The 17,987-nt window shown below is 72.4% G+C and carries 13 protein-coding genes; 8 read left to right on the forward strand and 5 right to left on the reverse strand.

The annotated features are described in order from the left end of the window. The 4 genes from recC to FBY23_RS04020 all read left to right on the forward strand — a co-directional run bounded on the left by recC (nt 1) and on the right by FBY23_RS04020 (nt 9,293). On the forward strand, nt 1-3,405 hold the full coding sequence (gene recC / locus FBY23_RS04005) for an exodeoxyribonuclease V subunit gamma (RefSeq protein ID WP_141796968.1): 3,405 nt from the start codon (nt 1-3) through the stop codon (nt 3,403-3,405). Between the two features lie 89 nt (nt 3,406-3,494). Beyond that, nucleotides 3,495-6,839: a UvrD-helicase domain-containing protein gene (locus FBY23_RS04010; RefSeq protein WP_141796969.1), complete on the forward strand. Its 3,345-nt coding sequence runs from the start codon at nt 3,495-3,497 to the stop codon at nt 6,837-6,839. A 3-nt stretch (nt 6,840-6,842) separates the two neighbouring features. Then, a complete protein-coding gene (gene recD / locus FBY23_RS04015; RefSeq protein WP_141796970.1) occupies nt 6,843-8,612 on the forward strand; it encodes an exodeoxyribonuclease V subunit alpha in 1,770 nt (589 codons plus the stop codon). Between the two features lie 69 nt (nt 8,613-8,681). After that, complete coding sequence (locus FBY23_RS04020; RefSeq protein ID WP_141796971.1) at nt 8,682-9,293, forward strand: ACT domain-containing protein; 612 nt, start codon at nt 8,682-8,684, stop codon at nt 9,291-9,293. A gap of 85 nt (nt 9,294-9,378) precedes the next feature. On the opposite strand, the gene FBY23_RS04025 is transcribed toward FBY23_RS04020, so the two are convergent. Genes FBY23_RS04025 through FBY23_RS04035 form a run of 3 tightly spaced genes read right to left on the reverse strand, consistent with a single transcriptional unit; the run spans nt 9,379 to nt 10,548 of the window. Next, nucleotides 9,379-9,825 carry a nitroreductase family deazaflavin-dependent oxidoreductase gene (locus FBY23_RS04025; protein ID WP_141796972.1) on the reverse strand — a complete coding sequence of 149 codons (447 nt, stop codon included), beginning with the start codon at nt 9,823-9,825 and terminating at the stop codon, nt 9,379-9,381. Nucleotides 9,826-9,853: 28 nt separating this feature from the next. Next, nucleotides 9,854-10,177 carry a thioredoxin gene (gene trxA, locus FBY23_RS04030; protein ID WP_260805728.1) on the reverse strand — a complete coding sequence of 108 codons (324 nt, stop codon included), beginning with the start codon at nt 10,175-10,177 and terminating at the stop codon, nt 9,854-9,856. Continuing rightward, nucleotides 10,177-10,548, reverse strand: coding sequence for a MerR family transcriptional regulator (locus FBY23_RS04035; protein WP_141796974.1), 372 nt, complete (start codon nt 10,546-10,548; stop codon nt 10,177-10,179). The genes trxA and FBY23_RS04035 overlap by 1 nt, the downstream gene beginning before the upstream one ends. Before the next feature lie 73 nt (nt 10,549-10,621). Here FBY23_RS04035 and FBY23_RS04040 point away from each other — a divergent pair, with 73 nt between their 5' ends. Continuing rightward, nucleotides 10,622-11,566 carry a 1,4-dihydroxy-2-naphthoyl-CoA synthase gene (locus tag FBY23_RS04040; protein ID WP_141796975.1) on the forward strand — a complete coding sequence of 315 codons (945 nt, stop codon included), beginning with the start codon at nt 10,622-10,624 and terminating at the stop codon, nt 11,564-11,566. Between the two features lie 403 nt (nt 11,567-11,969). Here the strand turns inward: FBY23_RS04040 and FBY23_RS04050 are convergent, their stop codons facing one another. Further along, entirely contained in the window at nt 11,970-12,968 is a 999-nt protein-coding gene (locus tag FBY23_RS04050) for a calcium-binding protein (RefSeq protein WP_141796976.1), read from the reverse strand. Nucleotides 12,969-13,260: 292 nt separating this feature from the next. On the opposite strand from FBY23_RS04050, the gene FBY23_RS04055 reads away from it, so the two are divergent. Continuing rightward, nucleotides 13,261-14,775 carry an aldehyde dehydrogenase family protein gene (locus FBY23_RS04055; RefSeq protein WP_141796977.1) on the forward strand — a complete coding sequence of 505 codons (1,515 nt, stop codon included), beginning with the start codon at nt 13,261-13,263 and terminating at the stop codon, nt 14,773-14,775. A 31-nt stretch (nt 14,776-14,806) separates the two neighbouring features. On the opposite strand, the gene FBY23_RS04060 is transcribed toward FBY23_RS04055, so the two are convergent. Beyond that, nucleotides 14,807-15,598 carry an IclR family transcriptional regulator gene (locus tag FBY23_RS04060; protein ID WP_141796978.1) on the reverse strand — a complete coding sequence of 264 codons (792 nt, stop codon included), beginning with the start codon at nt 15,596-15,598 and terminating at the stop codon, nt 14,807-14,809. A 176-nt stretch (nt 15,599-15,774) separates the two neighbouring features. Between FBY23_RS04060 and FBY23_RS04065 the strand changes: the two genes are divergently transcribed. Both FBY23_RS04065 and FBY23_RS04070 read left to right on the forward strand, forming a co-directional pair. Then, nucleotides 15,775-16,800 (forward strand): ABC transporter permease, encoded by a 1,026-nt coding sequence (locus FBY23_RS04065; RefSeq protein ID WP_141796979.1) that lies wholly within the window; start codon nt 15,775-15,777, stop codon nt 16,798-16,800. 41 nt (nt 16,801-16,841) lie between these two features. Further along, nucleotides 16,842-17,984, forward strand: coding sequence for a substrate-binding domain-containing protein (locus FBY23_RS04070; protein ID WP_141796980.1), 1,143 nt, complete (start codon nt 16,842-16,844; stop codon nt 17,982-17,984). The last annotated feature ends 3 nt before the right edge of the window (nt 17,985-17,987 follow it).

A 17,987-nucleotide genomic window follows, 5' to 3' on the forward strand; every position in this document is an offset into this window, starting at 1 on the left:
ATGACCCTCCACCTGCACCGCGCCGCGCGGACCGACCTGCTCGCCGACGAGCTCGGCGCGCTGTTGGCGAGCCCGCTGGCCGACCCGTTCGCCAGCGAGGTCGTGGTGGTGCCGGCGAAGGGCGTCGAGCGGTGGCTCACCCAACGTCTCTCGCACCGTCTCGGTGCCGGACCGTCGGGCGGTGACGGCGTGTGCGCGGGGGTCCGCTTCCTGCAGCCCGCGTCGCTGGTCGGCATGCTGCTCGGCCGCGACCGTGACGACCCGTGGCATCCCGATCGCCTGGTCTGGCCGCTGCTGGCGACCATCGACGACTCGCTCGACGAGCCGTGGTGCGCGACCCTGGCGACCCACCTCGGTCACGGCCTCGACGGCGAGGAGGGCGAGCTGCGCCGCAGCCGCCGGTGGTCGGTGGCGCGACGGCTCGCGGAGCTGTTCGCGTCGTACGCCGTCCAGCGTCCCGCGCTGGTCCGCGACTGGCGCGAGGGCCGCGACACCGACGGGGCCGGGTCGGTGCTGGCGCCGGACCTGGTGTGGGAGGCCGAGCTGTGGCGCCGGTTGCTCGCGCGGATGGCCGCGGCGGGGCACGACGAGGCGCCCGACGTACGCCACGACCGCGTGTGCGCGGCGCTGCGGGCCGGTGAGGTCGCCGGCCTGGACCTGCCCGACCGGCTGTCGCTGTTCGGCCACACCCGGCTGCCCGAGACCGAGATCGACCTGCTCGTGGCACTGGCCTCCCACCGCGACGTGCACCTGTGGCTCGCCCAGCCGTCGGCCGCGCTGTGGGCTGCGGTGGCCGAGGCCGGGATCGAGCCGGGGCCGCGCGACGGGTCCACCTCCGCCGAGCTGGCGCACCATCCGCTGCTGGCCTCGCTCGGGCGCGACGCCCGCGAGCTGGCGACGGTGCTGGGTGCACGGGTGCGGACGGGGGAGGCCTCCGACTCAGGTGCGGCGCCCGACCCCGAGGCTCCCGACGACCTGCTCGGCTGGCTGCAGTCCGACCTCCGGGCCAACCTGGCCCTGTCCGCCGAGGAGCGGGCCGGCCGCGTGCTGAGGGCCGAGGACCGCTCGCTGCAGGTGCACGCCTGCCACGGTCCGGCGCGGCAGGTCGAGGTGCTGCGCGAGCTGCTCGTCGGCCTGCTCGAGGACGACCCGACCCTCGAGCCGCGCGACATCGTCGTGATGTGCCCCGACGTCGAGACGTACGCGCCGCTGATCTCCGCCGGCTTCGGCATGGGCGAGCTGATCGGTGACGGCCCGGGCGGCCCGGGTGACGCCGGACTGCACCCCGCCCACCAGCTGCGGGTCCGCCTCGCCGACCGTGCCAGCACCAGCACCAACCCGCTCCTCGCCGTCGCGGTCGTGCTCGTCGAGCTCGCGGGCGGCCGGGCGACGGCGTCCCAGGTGCTCGACCTGCTGGCCCGGCCGGTGTGCCGGCGCCGGTTCGGGTTCACCGACGACGACCTCGCGCGGATGACCCGGTGGGTCGCCGAGGCCGGCGTGAGGTGGGGGATCGACGCGACCCAGCGGGCGGCGTACGCCATGGACGGGTTCGAGCACAACACCTGGCGGGCCGGGCTCGACCGGCTGCTGCTGGGCGTCGCGATGAGCGACGACGAGCACCGCCACGTCGGTCGCGGGCTGCCGGTCGACGACATCGCCAGCGGTGAGATCGAGCTGGTCGGCCGGATGAGCGAGGCGGTCGCTCGGCTCGGCGCCTGCCTCGGCGCGCTCGACGCCGCGACCGCTGCCGAGCAGTGGTTCGCGGCCCTCACCGAGGGTGTGCGCGACCTGTGCGAGGTCGAGGACGACGACGCGTGGCAGCTGCCGCAGTTCGAGCGCGAGCTCGCGCGGGCCCGGGCCAGTGCCGACGAGAGCGACGCTGACAACACGGGCGTCCCACTGCGACTCGCCGACGTGCGTGCGCTGCTGCAGGCCCGGCTGGCCGGACGGCCGACGCGCGCCAACTTCCGCACCGGCACCCTGACCGTCTGCACGATGGTGCCGATGCGGTCGGTGCCCCACCGGGTGGTGTGCCTGGTCGGGCTCGACGACGGCGTCTTCCCGCGCACCAGCGGGGTCAACGGCGACGACGTCCTCGGCCGCCGGCCGCGGGTCGGCGAGCGCGACCTGCGTGGTGAGGACCGCCAGCTGCTGCTCGACGCGATCCTCGCGGCCGGCGAGCGGCTGGTGGTCACCTACACCGGCGCCGCCGAGCACACCGGCCAGGAGCGGCCGCCGGCCGTGCCGCTCGGTGAGCTGCTCGACGCCCTTGACCGCACGGCCGCGGCGCCGGTGCGTGACCGGGTCGTCGTACGCCATCCGTTGCAGGGCTTCGACCCGCGCAACCACGTCCCCGGCGAGCTGGTCGGGAGCGAGCCGTTCAGCTTCGACCGCGCCTCGCTCGCCGGCGCGCGGGCGTCGGTGCGGGAGCGGACGCCGGTCCCGTCCTTCCTGTCGGGCCCCTTGACGACCCGCCCGCAGCAGGACGTGTCCCTCGCCGACCTCGTCGACTTCGTGCTCCGCCCCGCCCGCACCTTCCTGCGCGGCCGGCTGGACGTCGCCACCCCGTTCGAGCCCGGCGAGGTCGCCGACGCGATCCCCGTCGACCTCGACAACCTGGAGAAGTGGGCGATCGGCGACCGGCTGCTGCGCGCGGTGCTCTCCTCCGAGGACCCCGGCACGACCGGCGAGGCGGTGATGCTCGCCGAGCAGCTGCGCGGCTCGTTGCCCCCCTTCGGCCTCGGCCACGGCGCGCTCGCCGAGGTCGTCCGCGACTGCCAGGCCCTGCTCCAGCAGAGCGCGCCGCTGCGGGCCGCCCCTGCGCGCAGCGTCGACGTCGACGTCGACCTCGGGGGCGGTCGCCGGCTCACCGGCACCGTGCCCCGGATCCACGGCAACCAGCTCGTCGACGTCACCTACTCCCGGCCCGGCCCCAAGCAGCGGATCGCGTCGTGGTTGCGGGTGGTCGCCCTCAGCGCCAGCCACCCCGACGAGAACTGGAGCAGCCACGCGATCGCCCGCGCCAAGGGCGGACCCCAGCGGGCGCTGGCCGGGCCGCTGGACCACCGCGCACTCGAGTGGCTGGGCGCCGTCGTGGCGCTCTACGACGAAGGTGCCGTGCGGCCGCTGCCGATCCCGCTCAAGACCGCGCATGCCTGGGCCGAGGCGCGGGCAAAGGAGCTGCGCGGGATGGACATCGACCCGGTCGAGGCCGCGGGTCGCGCCTGGAGGACCGACCCGTTCAACCCGTTCGGCATCACCGGCGAGGACGACGACGCCGTGCACCGCCGGATCTGGGGGCACGACGCGCCCGTGTCGGTGCTGATCGACGCCGGCCTGCCGTCGTACGCCTGGACGTTGTGGGAGCCTCTGCTCGCCGGCGCCGAGAAGGTGGGTCCCCTATGACCACCCCACGCCGTTCTTCTCCTCCGCTGCACTCCCCCGAACAACGCCGCGGGGACCCCGGTCCTTCCGCCGGATCGGACTCGACGAGCATGAGCCCCTTCGACATCCGCGGGCCGTTGCCGACCGGCACCACCCTGCTCGAGGCCAGCGCCGGCACCGGCAAGACCTGGACCATCGGCGCGCTCGTGACCCGCTACGTCGCCGAGGAGGGCGTGCCGCTCGAGCAGCTGCTCGTCGTCACCTTCGGCCGGGCGGCGAGCCAGGAGCTGCGCGAGCAGGTACGCCGCCAGCTGGTCGAGGCCGAGGCCGCGCTGGCCGGGACCCTGGCGAGCCCGCCGACCGAGGTGATCGAACAGCTCCTCGACGGCCCGCCCGACGAGCTCCGGACCAGGCACCGCCGGGTCAGCCAGGCGCTGGCCGACTTCGACGCGGCGACCATCGCCACCATCCACCAGTTCTGCTCGCTGGTGCTCGAGTCGCTCGGCGTCGCGGGAGACACCGACGCCCGCGCCCGCCTGGTCGAGGACCTCGACGACATGCTGGTCGAGGTCGTCGACGACCTCTACCTGCGGGCGTTCGCGCAGCTGCCCGCCGGCACCGCACCGGCGTTCACCCACACCGAGGCGCTCGCCATCGCGCGCCGCGTCGTGGGCGACCCGCAGGCCGACCTCGAGCCCGCCGGCCTGCCTCGCGAGGACCCGGCAGGGCGACGCGTCGCGTTCGCCACGGCCGTGCGCCAGGAGATCGAGCGGCGCAAGCGCCGGCTCGGGGTGCTGTCCTACGACGACCTGCTCGACCAGCTCGCCGACGCGCTCGAGTCGCCTGACTCCCCGGCCCGGGCGCGGATGCGGGCGCGGTGGCGGATCGTGCTGGTCGACGAGTTCCAAGACACCGACCCGGTGCAGTGGAAGGTCTTCGACCGGGCGTTCAGCGGCCACGCCACGATGGTGCTGATCGGCGACCCCAAGCAGGCGATCTACGCCTTCCGCGGGGGCGACGTGACGACGTACCTCACGGCGGCGGAGACCGCCACCACCCGCCAGACCCTCGCGGTCAACCGGCGCAGCGACGCCGGCCTGATCGCCGGGTTCGGCCGGCTTCTCGGCGGCGCCGAGCTGGGCGACCCGCGGATCGTCGTCCACGACGTGCAGGCCCACCACCAGGAGTCACGGCTGGCCGGGGCGCCGAGGCCGGCGCCGTTCCGGCTGCGGGTGGTGCGGCGCGAGACCTTCCGCAAGCGGGGCGGGACCGCGCTGCCGGTCAACCAGGTCCGGCCCCACATCGCCCGCGACCTCGCCCACGACATCCGGGCGCTGATCACCAGCGGTGCGACGTTCGAGGACCGTGAGCTGCGCCCCGACGACATCGCGGTCATCTGCTACCGCCATGCCGACCTGGCCGCCGCGCGGGCCGCCCTGCTCGAGGTCGGCGTCGCGGCCGTCATCGCCGGCGGCGGCAGCGTCTTCGCGACCCCCGCCGCCGTCGAGTGGCTGTCCCTGCTCGAGGCGCTCGAGCAGCCCCACCGCACCCCGCGGGTGCGGGCCGCGGCGCTCACCTCCTTCCTGGGCTACGACGCCGCGACCCTCGACGCCGGCGGAGACGACCTCAGCGACGACCTCGGTGACCGGCTCCGGTCCTGGTCCGAGGCGCTCGGCCGGCGCGGCGTGGCGGCCGTCGTCGAGGCCGCGACCTCGGGCGGCATGCCCGAGCGGCTTCTCGGCCAGGTCGGGGGCGAGCGCACCCTCACCGACCTGCGCCACATCGGCGAGGTGCTCCACGAGGCCGCGCTGCGCGAGCAGATGGGCGCCGTCGCCCTGCTCGCCTGGCTGCGCCAACAGGTGCTCGAGGCGCGCGAGGGCCGCGGTGCCGAGCGGACCCGCCGCCTCGACTCCGACGCCGACGCGGTCCAGCTGGTGACGATCCACGCCAGCAAGGGCCTGCAGTACCCCGTCGTCTACCTGCCCTCGCTCGCCGACCGCTGGGTCGGCAAGCCCGACAAGCCGCTGTTCCACGACGCATCCGGGCGCCGCTGCCTCGACGTCGCCAACGCCGGGCCGGACTGGGCCGACCACCAGCGCCGTTGGCGCGAGGAGGAGAACGGCGAGTGGCTGCGGCTGCTCTACGTCGCCCTCACCCGCGCGCAGAGCCAGGTCGTCGCCTGGTGGGCGCCGACCCGCAACGCCGAGGCCTCGCCGCTCCACCGCCTCCTGCTGCGCGGTCCGGCCGCTGACGGTGAGGGCCTGAGCGGTGTGGTCCCGGTCGACCCGGCGGTGCCCGACGAGGAGGCGGCGACCCGGCTGTTCGCGACCTGGCGCGACCGGGGTGCGTTCGTGCCCGAGGTCGCCGAGCCCGCGGCCGCCCTGCCCCCGCTGCCGCCGGAGCCGCCGGTCGAGCTGAGCGCCCGGGCCTTCACCCGGTCCGTCGACACCGGTTGGCGGCGCACGTCCTACTCGGCGCTGAGCCATGTCGACCTCGGCACCCCGGCACCCGGCGTCGGCAGCGAGCCCGAGGTGGAGCCGAAGGACGACGAGGACCTGCCGCCGGTCGTCGAGACCGCCGCGCCCGACCCGGCGCTCGCCGTACTGTCCCCGATGGCGGGGCTGCCCGTCGGCGCGACCTTCGGATCGCTGGTCCACGCCGTGCTCGAGCACACCGACCCGACGGTGGGTGACCTGCGTGCCGAGCTGCTCGGTCACATCGAGGAGCAGCTGACCTGGTGGCCCGTGGCGCTCGAGCCGGAGGAGCTCGCCGACGCGCTGGTCGCGGTGCTCGACACCCCGCTCGGGCCGCTGATGGACGAGACCACGTTGCGCGCCGTCGGCACCACGGACCGGCTCTGCGAGCTCGACTTCGAGCTGCCGCTGTCGGGCGGCGACCACCCGATCCACCAGGCGCGGTCGAGTGACGAGGTGCTGCTCGGCGACATCGCCGCCCTGCTGCGCAAGCACCTGCCGGAGGGCGACCCGGTGCGTGCGTACGCCGACGCGCTCGACAACCCGCTGCTCGGCGGGCAGGTGCTGCGCGGCTACCTCACCGGCTCGATCGACGTGGTCCTCCGGCTGCCGTCGGCTGGCGGCGGGGGCGGCGACCCGCGCTACGTCGTCATCGACTACAAGACCAACTGGCTCGGGCCGGCCGACGACCCGCTGACGGCGGGCTCCTATCGGCCGAGTGCGCTGGACGAGGCGATGGGGCACTCCGACTACCCGCTCCAGGCGCTGCTGTACGCCGTCGTGCTGCACCGGTTCCTGCGCTGGCGCCAGCCGGGCTACGACCCGGCGCGTCATCTCGGCGGGGTCGCCTACCTCTACCTGCGCGGCATGTGCGGCTCGGAGACGCCGCGGGTCGACGGCAACCCGTGCGGCATCTTCACCTGGCAGCCGCCGGTCGAGCTCGTGGTGGCGCTGTCCGACCTGCTGGACGGGAGGAAGTAGGTCATGACCGAGATCTTCGAGCCGACCTCTCCCCACGACCCTCGCCTGGCGCTCCGGGTCGACGGACTGCTGGGCTCCTTCAACGCCTCCGGCGTGGTGGACGCGGCCGACGTCCGGGTGGCCGAGCGGGTGGCCGCGCTCGCGGGCGAGGACGACGAGCGGGTGCTGCTCGCCGCCGCCCTCGCGGTCCGCTCGGTCCGTGGCGGGTCGGTCGGTCTCGACCTCGACGCGCTGCCCGACCTCGACGGCACCGGCCTGGCCTGGCCGGACCGTGGCGACTGGGTCGCGGCGATCGGGTCCTCCGCGCTGGTCGCGACCGAGGTGCTGCACGTCGAGCACGACCTGGTCTACCTCGACCGCTACCACCGGCTCGAGCGGCAGGTCGCCGACGACCTGACGGCGCGGATCGACCTCGGTCCGCCGGCCGTCGACGAGGCGGTGCTCACGGCGACGATGTCGCGGGTCAGCGGTGAGCACCTGAGCGAGGAGCAGGCGGCCGCCGTACGTCATGCGGCGCGGCACCGCACCACTGTCCTCACCGGTGGCCCGGGCACCGGCAAGACCACCACGGTCGCGCGACTGGTGCTGGCGCTGGCCGACCAGTTCGCGCTCGCACAGGACCGGCGGATGTCGATCGCACTGGCCGCGCCGACGGGCAAGGCGGCGACCCGCCTGCAGGAGGCGGTGAAGGAGGAGCTGGTCGCCCTCGGCGCGCTGGGCGACGCCGACCACCAGGTCGCACCGCCCGAGGCGATGACCCTCCACCGGCTGCTGGGCTGGCGTCCCGACAACACCACCCGGTTCCGCCACGACCGCGGCAACCGGTTGAAGTACGACCTGGTCGTCGTCGACGAGGCGTCGATGGTCGACCTGACCATGATGGCCCGGCTGCTCGAGGCGGTCCGCCCCGACGGCCGGCTGGTGCTGGTCGGCGACCCGCGTCAGCTCACGTCTGTCGGTGCGGGCGCGGTGCTGTCCGACCTGGTCGCCGGGTTCGCGCCCCACCCGGACTCCCCGGTCGTCGCCCTCACCGAGAACCACCGCTCCACCGAGGAGATCAAGAGCCTCGCCGCGGCCCTGCGTGACGACTCGCCGGACGCGGCCGACCGGGTGCTCGAGGTGCTCCGGGCCGGGACCGGCGAGGTGCGGTGGGTCGAGACCGACGACCCGGTCGCCGCACTGCAGGACGAGTGCACCGCCGCCGCGCTGCGGGTGCGCTCGGCCGCGGTCGACGAGGGACCCGAGGCGGCGCTGGCGGAGATCGAGGGCTTCCGCCTGCTCTGCGCCCACCGCGACGGGCCCTACGGCGTGCGGGTGTGGAACCGCCACGTCGAGCAGTGGCTCGCGGCCGAGATCGGCGCGCCCCTCGGTTCGGCCTGGTACGCCGGGCGGCCGCTCCTGGTCACCAGCAACGACTACGCCCTCGACGTCTACAACGGCGAGACGGGTGTCGTCGTCACCGACTCGTCGGGCCGGCCCCGGGCGTGGATCGCGGGCGCCGGCGCACCCCGCCCGTTCGCCCCGGCCCGCCTCGACGCGATCGAGACCATGCACGCCATGACGATCCACAAGAGCCAGGGCAGCCAGGCCACCCGGATCGCCGTACTGCTGCCGGAGGAGGGCTCGCGCCTGCTCAGCCGCGAGCTGTTCTACACGGCGGTGACCCGGGCGCGCGAGACCCTGCTCGTGGTGGGCTCGGAGGCCGCCGTACGCGCTGCGGTGACGACCACCGCGCAGCGCGCGACCGGCCTGCGGCACCGCCTGGCCCGGTGATCCGCACGGCCCGGCTCAACCGGTGGGCCCGCAACCGGCCCGAAACCTGGGCGGGTTAGTGTCGAGACCATGCCATTCCTGCTCCGCGTGCTGCTGCCCGACGTCCCCGGGTCGCTGGGTCGCGTCGCGACGGCGATCGGTATGGCAGGCGGCGACATCGACGCGATCGAGATCGTCGAGCACCGTGTCGACGACGGCACTGCCGTCGACGACGTGCTGCTCGAGCTCGAGCAGGGGATGATGCCCGACTCCGTCGTCTCGGCGTGCAACGCGCTCGACGGGGTCGAGGTGCTGTTCGTGAGCCGCTACCCGGCCGGCGGCAACCTGATGCTGGACCTCGAGGCCGTCGAGGAGCTCACCGCGTCCCCCGACGACGCCTTCGACAAGCTGATCGACGTCCTGCCCGCGACCTTCCGCGTCGACTGGGCCGCGCGGGTGCACCGCGCGAAGGGCGTCGTCTACGGCACCAGCGCCGCGCCGGACGAGTTCGAGTTCCTCGAGATCGAGTCGCCGACCCGGCTCGAGTCTCCCGAGGACGAGGTCACCCTGTTCGCGGCCGCGCGCCTCGACGGCAACGAGATCGTCGTCGTCGGTCGCCGCGGCGGACCGGAGTTCGCCGACTCGGAGGTCATGCGGCTCGGCCACCTGTGCGGCCTCGCCGTGACCATCGCCAACAGCTGACCGGCGAGTTTCACCGGCCGACCGGTGAAACTCGCCCCTGGACGAGGAAGCTTCCTCGTCCCAGCGCGAGTTTCGTCGTCCAACCTCAGGCGGCGACGGGCTCCAGCAGGAACACCGGGATCTCGCGGTCCGTCTTCTCCTGGTACGACGCGTAGGTCGGCCAGGTCGCGACGGCGTGGTCCCACCACTCCTGGCGCTCCGCGCCCTCGGCGACGCGCACCGTGTAGGCCTTCGGCTCGGGTCCGTCCTGCAGCTCGACGAGCGGGTTCGCGACGAAGTTGGCGTACCAGCTCGGGTTCTCCGGCGCGCCGCCCTTGGACGCGATCGCTGCGTACACGCCGTCCTTCTCGACCCGCATGACCGGGTTCTTGCGGAGCTTGCCGGACTTCGCGCCGACCGAGGTGATCACCACGATCGGGTCCTTGCCGCCCTGGAGCGTGTTGGCCTCGCGGCCGCCGGACGCCTCGTACGCCGCGACCTGGTCGCGGACCCATTTCTGGCTGCTGGGCTCGTACTCACCGTGAAGAGTCATGTCCACCTCAAGGCCGGGCCACTGGCGGCTATTCCAGCGCCGCGTCGATCGAGCGCTCGATCGACGCCTTCGTCCGCGCGCCCGCGAGCTGGAGGACGGGCGCTCCGTCGCGGAACAGGATCATGGTCGGCAGGCCGAGCACCCGGTGCTCCGCGGCCCGCAACGGCTGCTCGTCCTGGTTGATCCGTACCACGCGCAGCGCCTCGCCGCGCTCCTCGTCGAGCTTCTCCAGCACCGGCGCGAGCTGGCGGCACGGACCGCACCACTCTGCCCACCACTCGACCAGGACGGGTACGTCGGACGTCAGCACCTCCGCCGCGAAGTCGGCATCGGTGATCTCCTGCAGGCTCATCATTTCTCCTCTCGGTTCGGGTAGGTCTCGGCGTCGTGCAACAGCCCGGACAGCTCGCCGCGCAGCCGGCTCAGCTCCTCGATCCGCCGGTCGATCTCGGCGATCCGCAGCCGGTAGGCGTCCAGCGACGACGGGCACACGTCCGCCCGCTCGTTGCCTGCCCGCAGGCACTCGACGAACGGCACGGTCTCGTCGGCGGTGAGGCCGAGCGAGAGCAGGGCGCGGATCTCGCGTACGACGAGCACGTCCGCGTCGTCGTACTCCCGGTAGCCGTTGGCCGCCCGCTCCGGCGTGATGAGGCCGCGCGACTCGTAGTAGCGCACGGCCTTCACGCTCACGCCGGCGCGTTCGGCGAGGTCCTTGATGAGCACGGGACCGACGGTAGACCTTGCCCCTGGGGTCAAGGTCAAGCCCGGGACCCGGGAGGGGCTAGCGTTCGGTGCCATGAGTGCGATCGAGGGCGTGAGCGAGACGTTCGACGCGAGCCAGTGGGACGTCGTCCCCGGCTTCGAGGACTTGACCGACCTGACCTACCACCGCGCCAAGGCGCACGGCACGGTCCGGATCGCCTTCGACCGCCCCGACGTCCTCAACGCCTTCCGCCCGCACACCGTCGACGAGCTGCTGCGCACCCTGGAGCACGCGCGCCAGTCCGCCGACGTCGGTTGCGTGCTGCTCACCGGCAACGGGCCGAGCGCCAAGAACGGCAAGTGGGCCTTCTGCACCGGCGGCGACCAGCGCATCCGAGGCCGCGCGGGCTACCAGTACGAGGACGTCTCCGCCGGTTCCGGTGACACCGGTGCCGAGGAGCCCAGCGCCATCGACAAGGCCAAGCTCGCCCGCCTGCACATCCTCGAGTGCCAGCGCCTGATCCGCTTCATGCCCAAGGTCGTCATCTGTGTCGTTCCCGGCTGGGCGGCCGGCGGCGGCCACAGCCTCTTCGTCACCTGCGACCTGGCCCTCGCCTCCACCGAGCACGCCCGCTTCAAGCAGACCGACGCCGACGTGGGCTCCTTCGACGGCGGCTACGGCTCGGCGTACCTCGCCCGTCAGGTGGGCCAGAAGTTCGCCCGCGAGATCTTCTTCCTCGGCCAGGAGTACTCCGCCGACGACGCCGTCCGGATGGGCGCCGCCAACCGCGCCGTCCCCCACGCCGAGCTCGAGGCCACCGCCCTCGAGTGGGGCCGCCTGATCAACGGCAAGAGCCCCACCGCCCAGCGGATGCTCAAGTACTCCTTCAACCTGCTCGACGACGGCCTCGTCGGCCAGCAGCTCTTCGCCGGTGAGACCACCCGGCTCGCGTACATGACCGACGAGGCGCAGGAGGGGCGGGACCAGTTCCTGGAGAAGCGCGAGCCGGACTGGTCGCCGTTCCCCTGGTACTACTAGAGGCCGCTGTTCGCCCAGGTCAGAGCCCTGACTGGCGCTCGCTGTCCCCATTGAGTCCCCAAGATGGCCTTCGCCAGCTGGGAGACCGCGTTGCGGGTCCGGTCCTCTGCCGTGGGCCACGGGTGTGAGCATGTCCAGGGTCGTCGTCGCCGTTGAGTGACCCGTCGCTGCCCTGGGCGGCGACGACATCGCAGCCGGAGGCGATGAGGCGCGAGGCGTAGAAGTGGCGCAAGGCGTGGAGCCGAGTGGACAGTCCTGCTGCCCCCTCGTGGCCCTCCACCGCCAGGGTGACGGCGTTCATCCTCTCCCTTGCGGAGACCGGCAAGAGCGCAGAGGGCGGGCGCTCGAGATCCTGGCCGGTGCGGCCCACAACCGGCTCCGGGCTGGCCGGCCGGCGAAAGGGTCAGATACTGGACTGCTCCTCACAGCGCACCGCGGTGTCCCGCTCCCGGCCGCCGCGGCAGACGTCGTGATGTGGCCCGCCGTCGAGACGGTCGACGCCCGTGAAACCGCGGAGCCGGTCTCGGCCCCTCCCGCCTCGCAGGATGTCGTTCCCGCGGCTCCCGCGGAGGATGTCGGACCCCCGGCCTCCGACAATGACGTCCGCGCCGAGGTAGCCGTCGAGGGAGTCCGCTCCCCGCTGGCCACGCAGGGTGTCCTCTCCGTAGCCGCCATTGATGCTGTCGTCGCCGTCGCCGCCGTTGATCAGGTCGTCGCCGTAGTAGCCGTCGATCACATTGCGGCCAGCGTCACCTGTGATCACGTCATCGTGGCGGCTGCCAGAGGCGTTGTTGATGGAGATCAGGACATCGGTCTTGTCCGGTCCGTCGCCCCTGGCAACGCTCCAGCCGTGCGTGGATGACCCCGGTGAGGAGAGTTGCACGATGACCCCGACCGCTGCGTTGGCGTACTGAACGGTGCCGCCGTCCGACCCGCCGTCCGCGACGTCGGCGTCACCGATGCCTGGCCAGATGTAGTCGTTCCCGAGCCCGCCGAGCAGCGTGTCGGAACCGCTCCCCCCGAGCAGGTAGTCGGAGAAGTCGCCACCCACCAACAAGTCGTCGCCGTCGTCGCCGTTGAGGATCTGTGCGTCCCTCGCGCCTCCACCGACGGCGCACACGACATCGTTGCCTGCCCCTGCAGACACCATCGAGGGACCCGTGACCGCGATCCGGTCGTCGCCTGGCGTGCCAAGGACGTTGCCGGCTCCGGTCTGGGTCACCACGCCGGTGTCCACACCCTGCACGACCAGGTGATCATCGACCACCGAGCACAACGCGTCGGACGGCACTGCCGTCGGCGCGGCGATCGATGATGACGGAGGGGCGATCAATGCGGCTGCGGAGGCGATCACCGCGACCGCGAGGACCTTGCCGGGTGCGCGCAGGCTGGTGACAGTCACGAACCGAAACTGCCCCGGCCTGCCAAGGCCAAACCGCGCTTGGCTGGGGCGATCACCCACCAGGAGAACAGGGTGAGGGGGACGCGGCTTGGATCCCTGTCGAGTCCGACGCGGTGGAATGGAACCACACGAGGTGAATCGCCCAGGGTTTCGTGGAGGCTCGGTCACCTGGAACCAGCCCCGGTCGACCGAACTTCTGTACTGGGGAAAGTCCTCCCGTTCAGATTCTGTTCTGCGTGAGAGTGGACGCGGCGCCGGGCACCCGGCCCCGCGCCCCGCCGTGGAGGTAGAGATGAACCGATCGTTGACCGTCGCCGACAGCGGCACCGCCGCGCGCGCCGCCCGGGCCGCCGAGATCGCCACCCTGGTCGAGCGCGACTGGCGCCTGCTGATCGGTGGTGAGCTGGTCCCGGCCGAGGGCGCGGCGAGGTTCACGGTGAGCGACCCGTTCACGCAGCAGCCGATCGTCGACGTCCCCGACGCCTCGCTCGCGGACGTGGACCGGGCGGTGGCCGCGGCCGAGGCGGCGCTCGCCGGCTGGCGCGCGACACCGGCGCTGCAGCGCGCCGAGCTGGTGCGCCGGTTCGCCGACCTGGTGGAGCAGCACGGCGAGGAGCTGGCCCTGCTCGACACGATCGATGCCGGGTCCCCGATCTCCAACGCCCGCTTCGACGTCGAGATCGCGCTGGGGCAGATGCGGATGTACGCCGGCTTCGCGCTGGAGATGAAGGGCACGACCGTCCCCGCGAGCGAGAACCTGCACCTCACCGTGCGAGAGCCCGTCGGCGTGGTCGCGAAGATCTTCCCCTACAACCACCCCTTGATGTTCGCCTGCCGCATGGCGGCCCCCCTCGTGGCCGGCAACCCGGTCGTGGCCAAGCCGCCGGAGGCAGCGCCCCTGTCGACCCTGCGACTGGCGGAGCTCGCGAACCAGGTGTTTCCCCCGGGGGTGGTCAACGTCGTCGTCGGCAACGGCCCGGAGGTCCCGGACCGGCTGGTCCGGCACCCAGCAGTGCGCCGGATCGGCTTCATCGGATCCGAGCCGACCGGCAGGGCGATCCAGCGTGCAGCCGCCGAGAGCGGTGTGAAGCACGTGACCCTCGAGCTCGGCGGCAAGAACGCGATGGTCGTGTTCGACGACGCCGACCTGGAGAAGGCGGCGGCCGGCGCGGTCGCCGGCATGAACTTCACCTGGTCCGGCCAGTCCTGCGGCTCAAACTCCCGCCTCCTCGTGCACCGATCGCTGCACGACGAGCTCGTCGACCGCGTGGTCGAGCTGGTCGAGGCCCGGACCATCGGCGATCCACTCGACGAGGGCTCCGAGCAGGGCACGATGATCAACCGCACCCAGTTCGACAAGTCGATGTCGTACGTCGACGTGGCCCTCGCCGACGGCGCGGTGGTCCGCACGGGCGGCGGCCGCCCCGACGGTCCGGCCTTCGAGGACTCGCTGTTCGTGGCTCCGACAGTGCTGGTCGACGTGGCGCCGGACGCCCGGATCGCCCGCGAGGAAGTCTTCGGGCCGCTGCTCTCGGTCATCCCGTTCGACACCGAGGCCGAAGCGGTCGCGATCGCCAACGGCGTCGACTACGGCCTCACCGGCAGTGTCTGGACCAAGGACCTCGACCGCGCAGTGCGCGTCGCCCGTGCCTTGGAGGCGGGCTTCGTGTGGGTCAACGGCTCGAGCCAGCACTTCCTCAACGTCCCGTACGGCGGCGTGAAGGCGTCCGGTGTCGGCGGCAAGGAGGAGTGCCTCGAGGAGCTGCTGTCCTACACCGAGGAGAAGGTCATCAACATCATGGTGTGACCGCTGCGCCTGTGTGGCCGCGCCGTGCTCCTCAGAGCCCGAGCGCGGCCACGTCCATTTGCAGGTCGTGCTGACTGGCCATGATCAGCTGGATCGACTCCGGCGCCAGCAGCTCGGCGAATCGGGCCGAGGGCGCAGAGATCGACATCGACGCGATAGCTCGGCCCGTGCCGTCTCGCAGCGGAACCGCGACCGCACTCACGCCCTTCTCGGTCTGCTGGTTGGTGGTGGCGAAGCCGTTGCGCCGGCACGCCCTGATCTCGCGCAGAAGGGAGCCGAGCTGCCTGTCGCTGAGGGCGTCACCCATCGCCGTGGCGCCCGGGCTCTGATAGAGCTGGCGCAACCCGTCGTCCGGAAGGTCGGCCAGCAGTGCCTTGCCCCCTGCGGAGGTGCTGGCCGGCAGCACGGCTCCCATGCGCGACACGATGCGCAGAGTCCGGTTGCCCTCCTGGCTGAACAGGAAGTGGATCTTCGTGCCCACCCGGACCACCAGGTTGGCCGTCTCGCCCGTCCGGTTGGACAGCAGCTCCAGGTGTGGCACCGCCACGTCGCGCAGCTGTCGGGTCCACGACAGTCCGACCGGGCCGACGCCCAGCGCCGGCCCGGGGCGGTAGGCCTTCGACTCGTCCTGCACGGCGAAGCCGTGGAAGACGAGCATCGACATCAGCCGGTGCACGGTCGACTCTGCGACGTCGAGGTCGCGTGCGGCGGTGCGCAGCCGGAGCTCGCCGTGGTCACGCAGCATCTGGATCAGCCGCAGTGCGCGGTCGACCGAGGACACCATGTAGGCCGGAACCTCGCGCGACTTCTCCGGCTTCTGCATCCCAGAAGTATCTGGTCCTTGTTTCTGCAAAGCAACACAGTTGAGGAACAAGGCGTGACGGGCGTCACCCGCCGGACCGGCCGATCGAGCCGGGTTCGCAACAAGCCCGCGGCACGCTCTCTCGGGATCCCACCACCACGGGTGGACGACCTCCCGTGTCCAGGAAAGGAAGCGCCATGACCGACACCACCCTGCAGCGGCGAGGCCAGCGCACGCGGTCCGTGGCGCGTCCGCGTCGACGCACGGCCGGCTGGCGATCCCTCGGCTACAGGTACGGGATCGTCGCGGTCTGGGCGGTGGAGGTCGTCGTGTTCGCGGTCCTCGCACCGGACACGTTCCCCACCGCTGCCAACATCACTTCGCTGCTCAGCTCGCAGGCCGTTCTCCTCCTGCTCGCGCTGGCGCTGGTGCCGACGCTGGCCACCGGCGAGATCGACCTGTCGATCGCAGGCACCATGACGGTCGCGGCCACGACCGCAGCCCAGCTCAACGCGGTCGAGGGGCTCAACGTGTGGCTCGCCGTCGCTGTCGCCTTGGGCGCTGCGGTCGCGGTCGGACTGGTCAACGCCTTCCTCACCGTGAAGGTGGGCGTGGAGAGCATCATCGTGACCCTCGGCATGGGCACCCTGCTGGTCGGCATCTCGGTCTGGCTGAGCAACTCGCTCACCATCAGCGGCGTCTCGCCCGAGCTCGGCAACCTGCTCAACACCCAGCTGGCACGCGTGAACACCGCGTTCTTCCTGGCGATCGGTGTCGGCGTGGCGATGTGGTTCGTCTACCGCAACACCGTCTTCGGCCGGGGAGCGGTGTTCGTCGGCAAGAACGCCGAGGTGGCACGCCTCTCCGGCCTGCCGGTCGCCCGGATCAAGGTGGTCAGCTTCGTGTGCACGGCCTTCCTGGCTGGTGCCGCGGGCATCCTCGTCATCGGCATCGCCGGCGGCCTCCAGCCGACGTCCCTGCAGACCCTGCTGCTGCCGGCCTTCGCTGCTGCCTTCCTCGGCTCGGCGATCATCGAGCCCGGCACGTCCAACCCGATCGGCACGATGGTCGCCGTCCTCTTCCTCGCCACCGGGATCAGCGGCCTGGTCCTGGTCGGCCTGGATCCGTGGATCCGCGACGTCTTCTACGGCGCCGCTGTGGTCGTGGCCGTCACCGTCTCGCGCCTCGCCGCGATGGCCGCCCCCTCGGCGGGGCGTCCGTGAGCTCGGGCTCCACCTCACCCCTGAATCCCAAGGAGAAGTCGATGTCCGTCCCCAAGTTCGCGGCGGCCGTGATCGCTGCCGGTCTGACCGCCGCGCTGGCTGCCTGCACCACCCCGGCCGACAGCACCTCCGGCGGTGGCTCCGGCGACGTCCCGAAGAGCGTCACCGACAACGTCGCCGCGCACGCCGGACCGCTCGAGGCGTCGTACGCCGGACCGGCCTTCGACGTCGGCGCGCTGCGGGGCAAGCGGGTCTGGTGGGTGACGCAGTACGCCGGCAACCCGTTCCTCGCCAGCATCGGCCGCAACCTCACCGAGGCGCTCGACAGCGTCGGCGTGAAGGTCACGACCTGCGATGGCAAGGGCAACCCCGTCGACGCCAACGCTTGCATCCAACAGGGCATTGCCCAGGGTGCCGACGCCATCCAGGTCGACGGTCCCGAGCCGGCGACGTACGCCGAGTCGCTGGCGTCCGCCGAGAAGGCGGGCATTCCGGTGCTATCCGGGGCCGCGGTCGACGTCACCACCACCGACCTCGCCGACGGCTTGGCCGGACAGACCAGCCAGCCGTTCGGGCTGACCGGCGAGCTGGCCGCCGACTGGATCGTCAAGGACTCCGGTGGCAAGGCCGACGTCCTGTTCCTCACCACCCCCGACGTCGTCGGCTCGGTCTCGGAGCAGAAGGCGTTCGAGGCTCGCATCGAGGAGACCTGCCCCGATTGCTCGCTGACCGTCAAGGGCGTGACCCTCGCCAACTGGGCCAACGACCTCGGTACGACGACCAGCTCGGAGCTCGTGAAGAACCCGAAGATCACCTATGTCGTGCCGGCCTTCGACCCGATGACCCAGTTCACCAACCCCGCGATCCTGCAGGCCGGACGCAGCGACCTGAAGGTCGTGACGGTGAACGGCAACCTGCCCTTCCTCCAGGAGCTGGCGAAGGGCTCGCCGATCAAGGCGATGGTCGGCATCGACCTCGATGCGCTGGCCTACCTCGAGGCGGACCAGCTGTTGCGCGCCATGACCGGCCAGGACACCCTGCCGGACGTCGTGGCGCCGGTGCGGATCTTCGACAAGGGCAACGTCGGCGACCTGAAGCTCGACGCGGCCGCGGCCGACGACGGCTCGTGGTACGCCGGCAGCGGCGCCTACGCCGACCTGTTCGCCGGACTCTGGGAGAAGTGAGTC

Source organism: Nocardioides sp. SLBN-35, assembly GCF_006715725.1.
Classification (GTDB): domain Bacteria; phylum Actinomycetota; class Actinomycetes; order Propionibacteriales; family Nocardioidaceae; genus Nocardioides.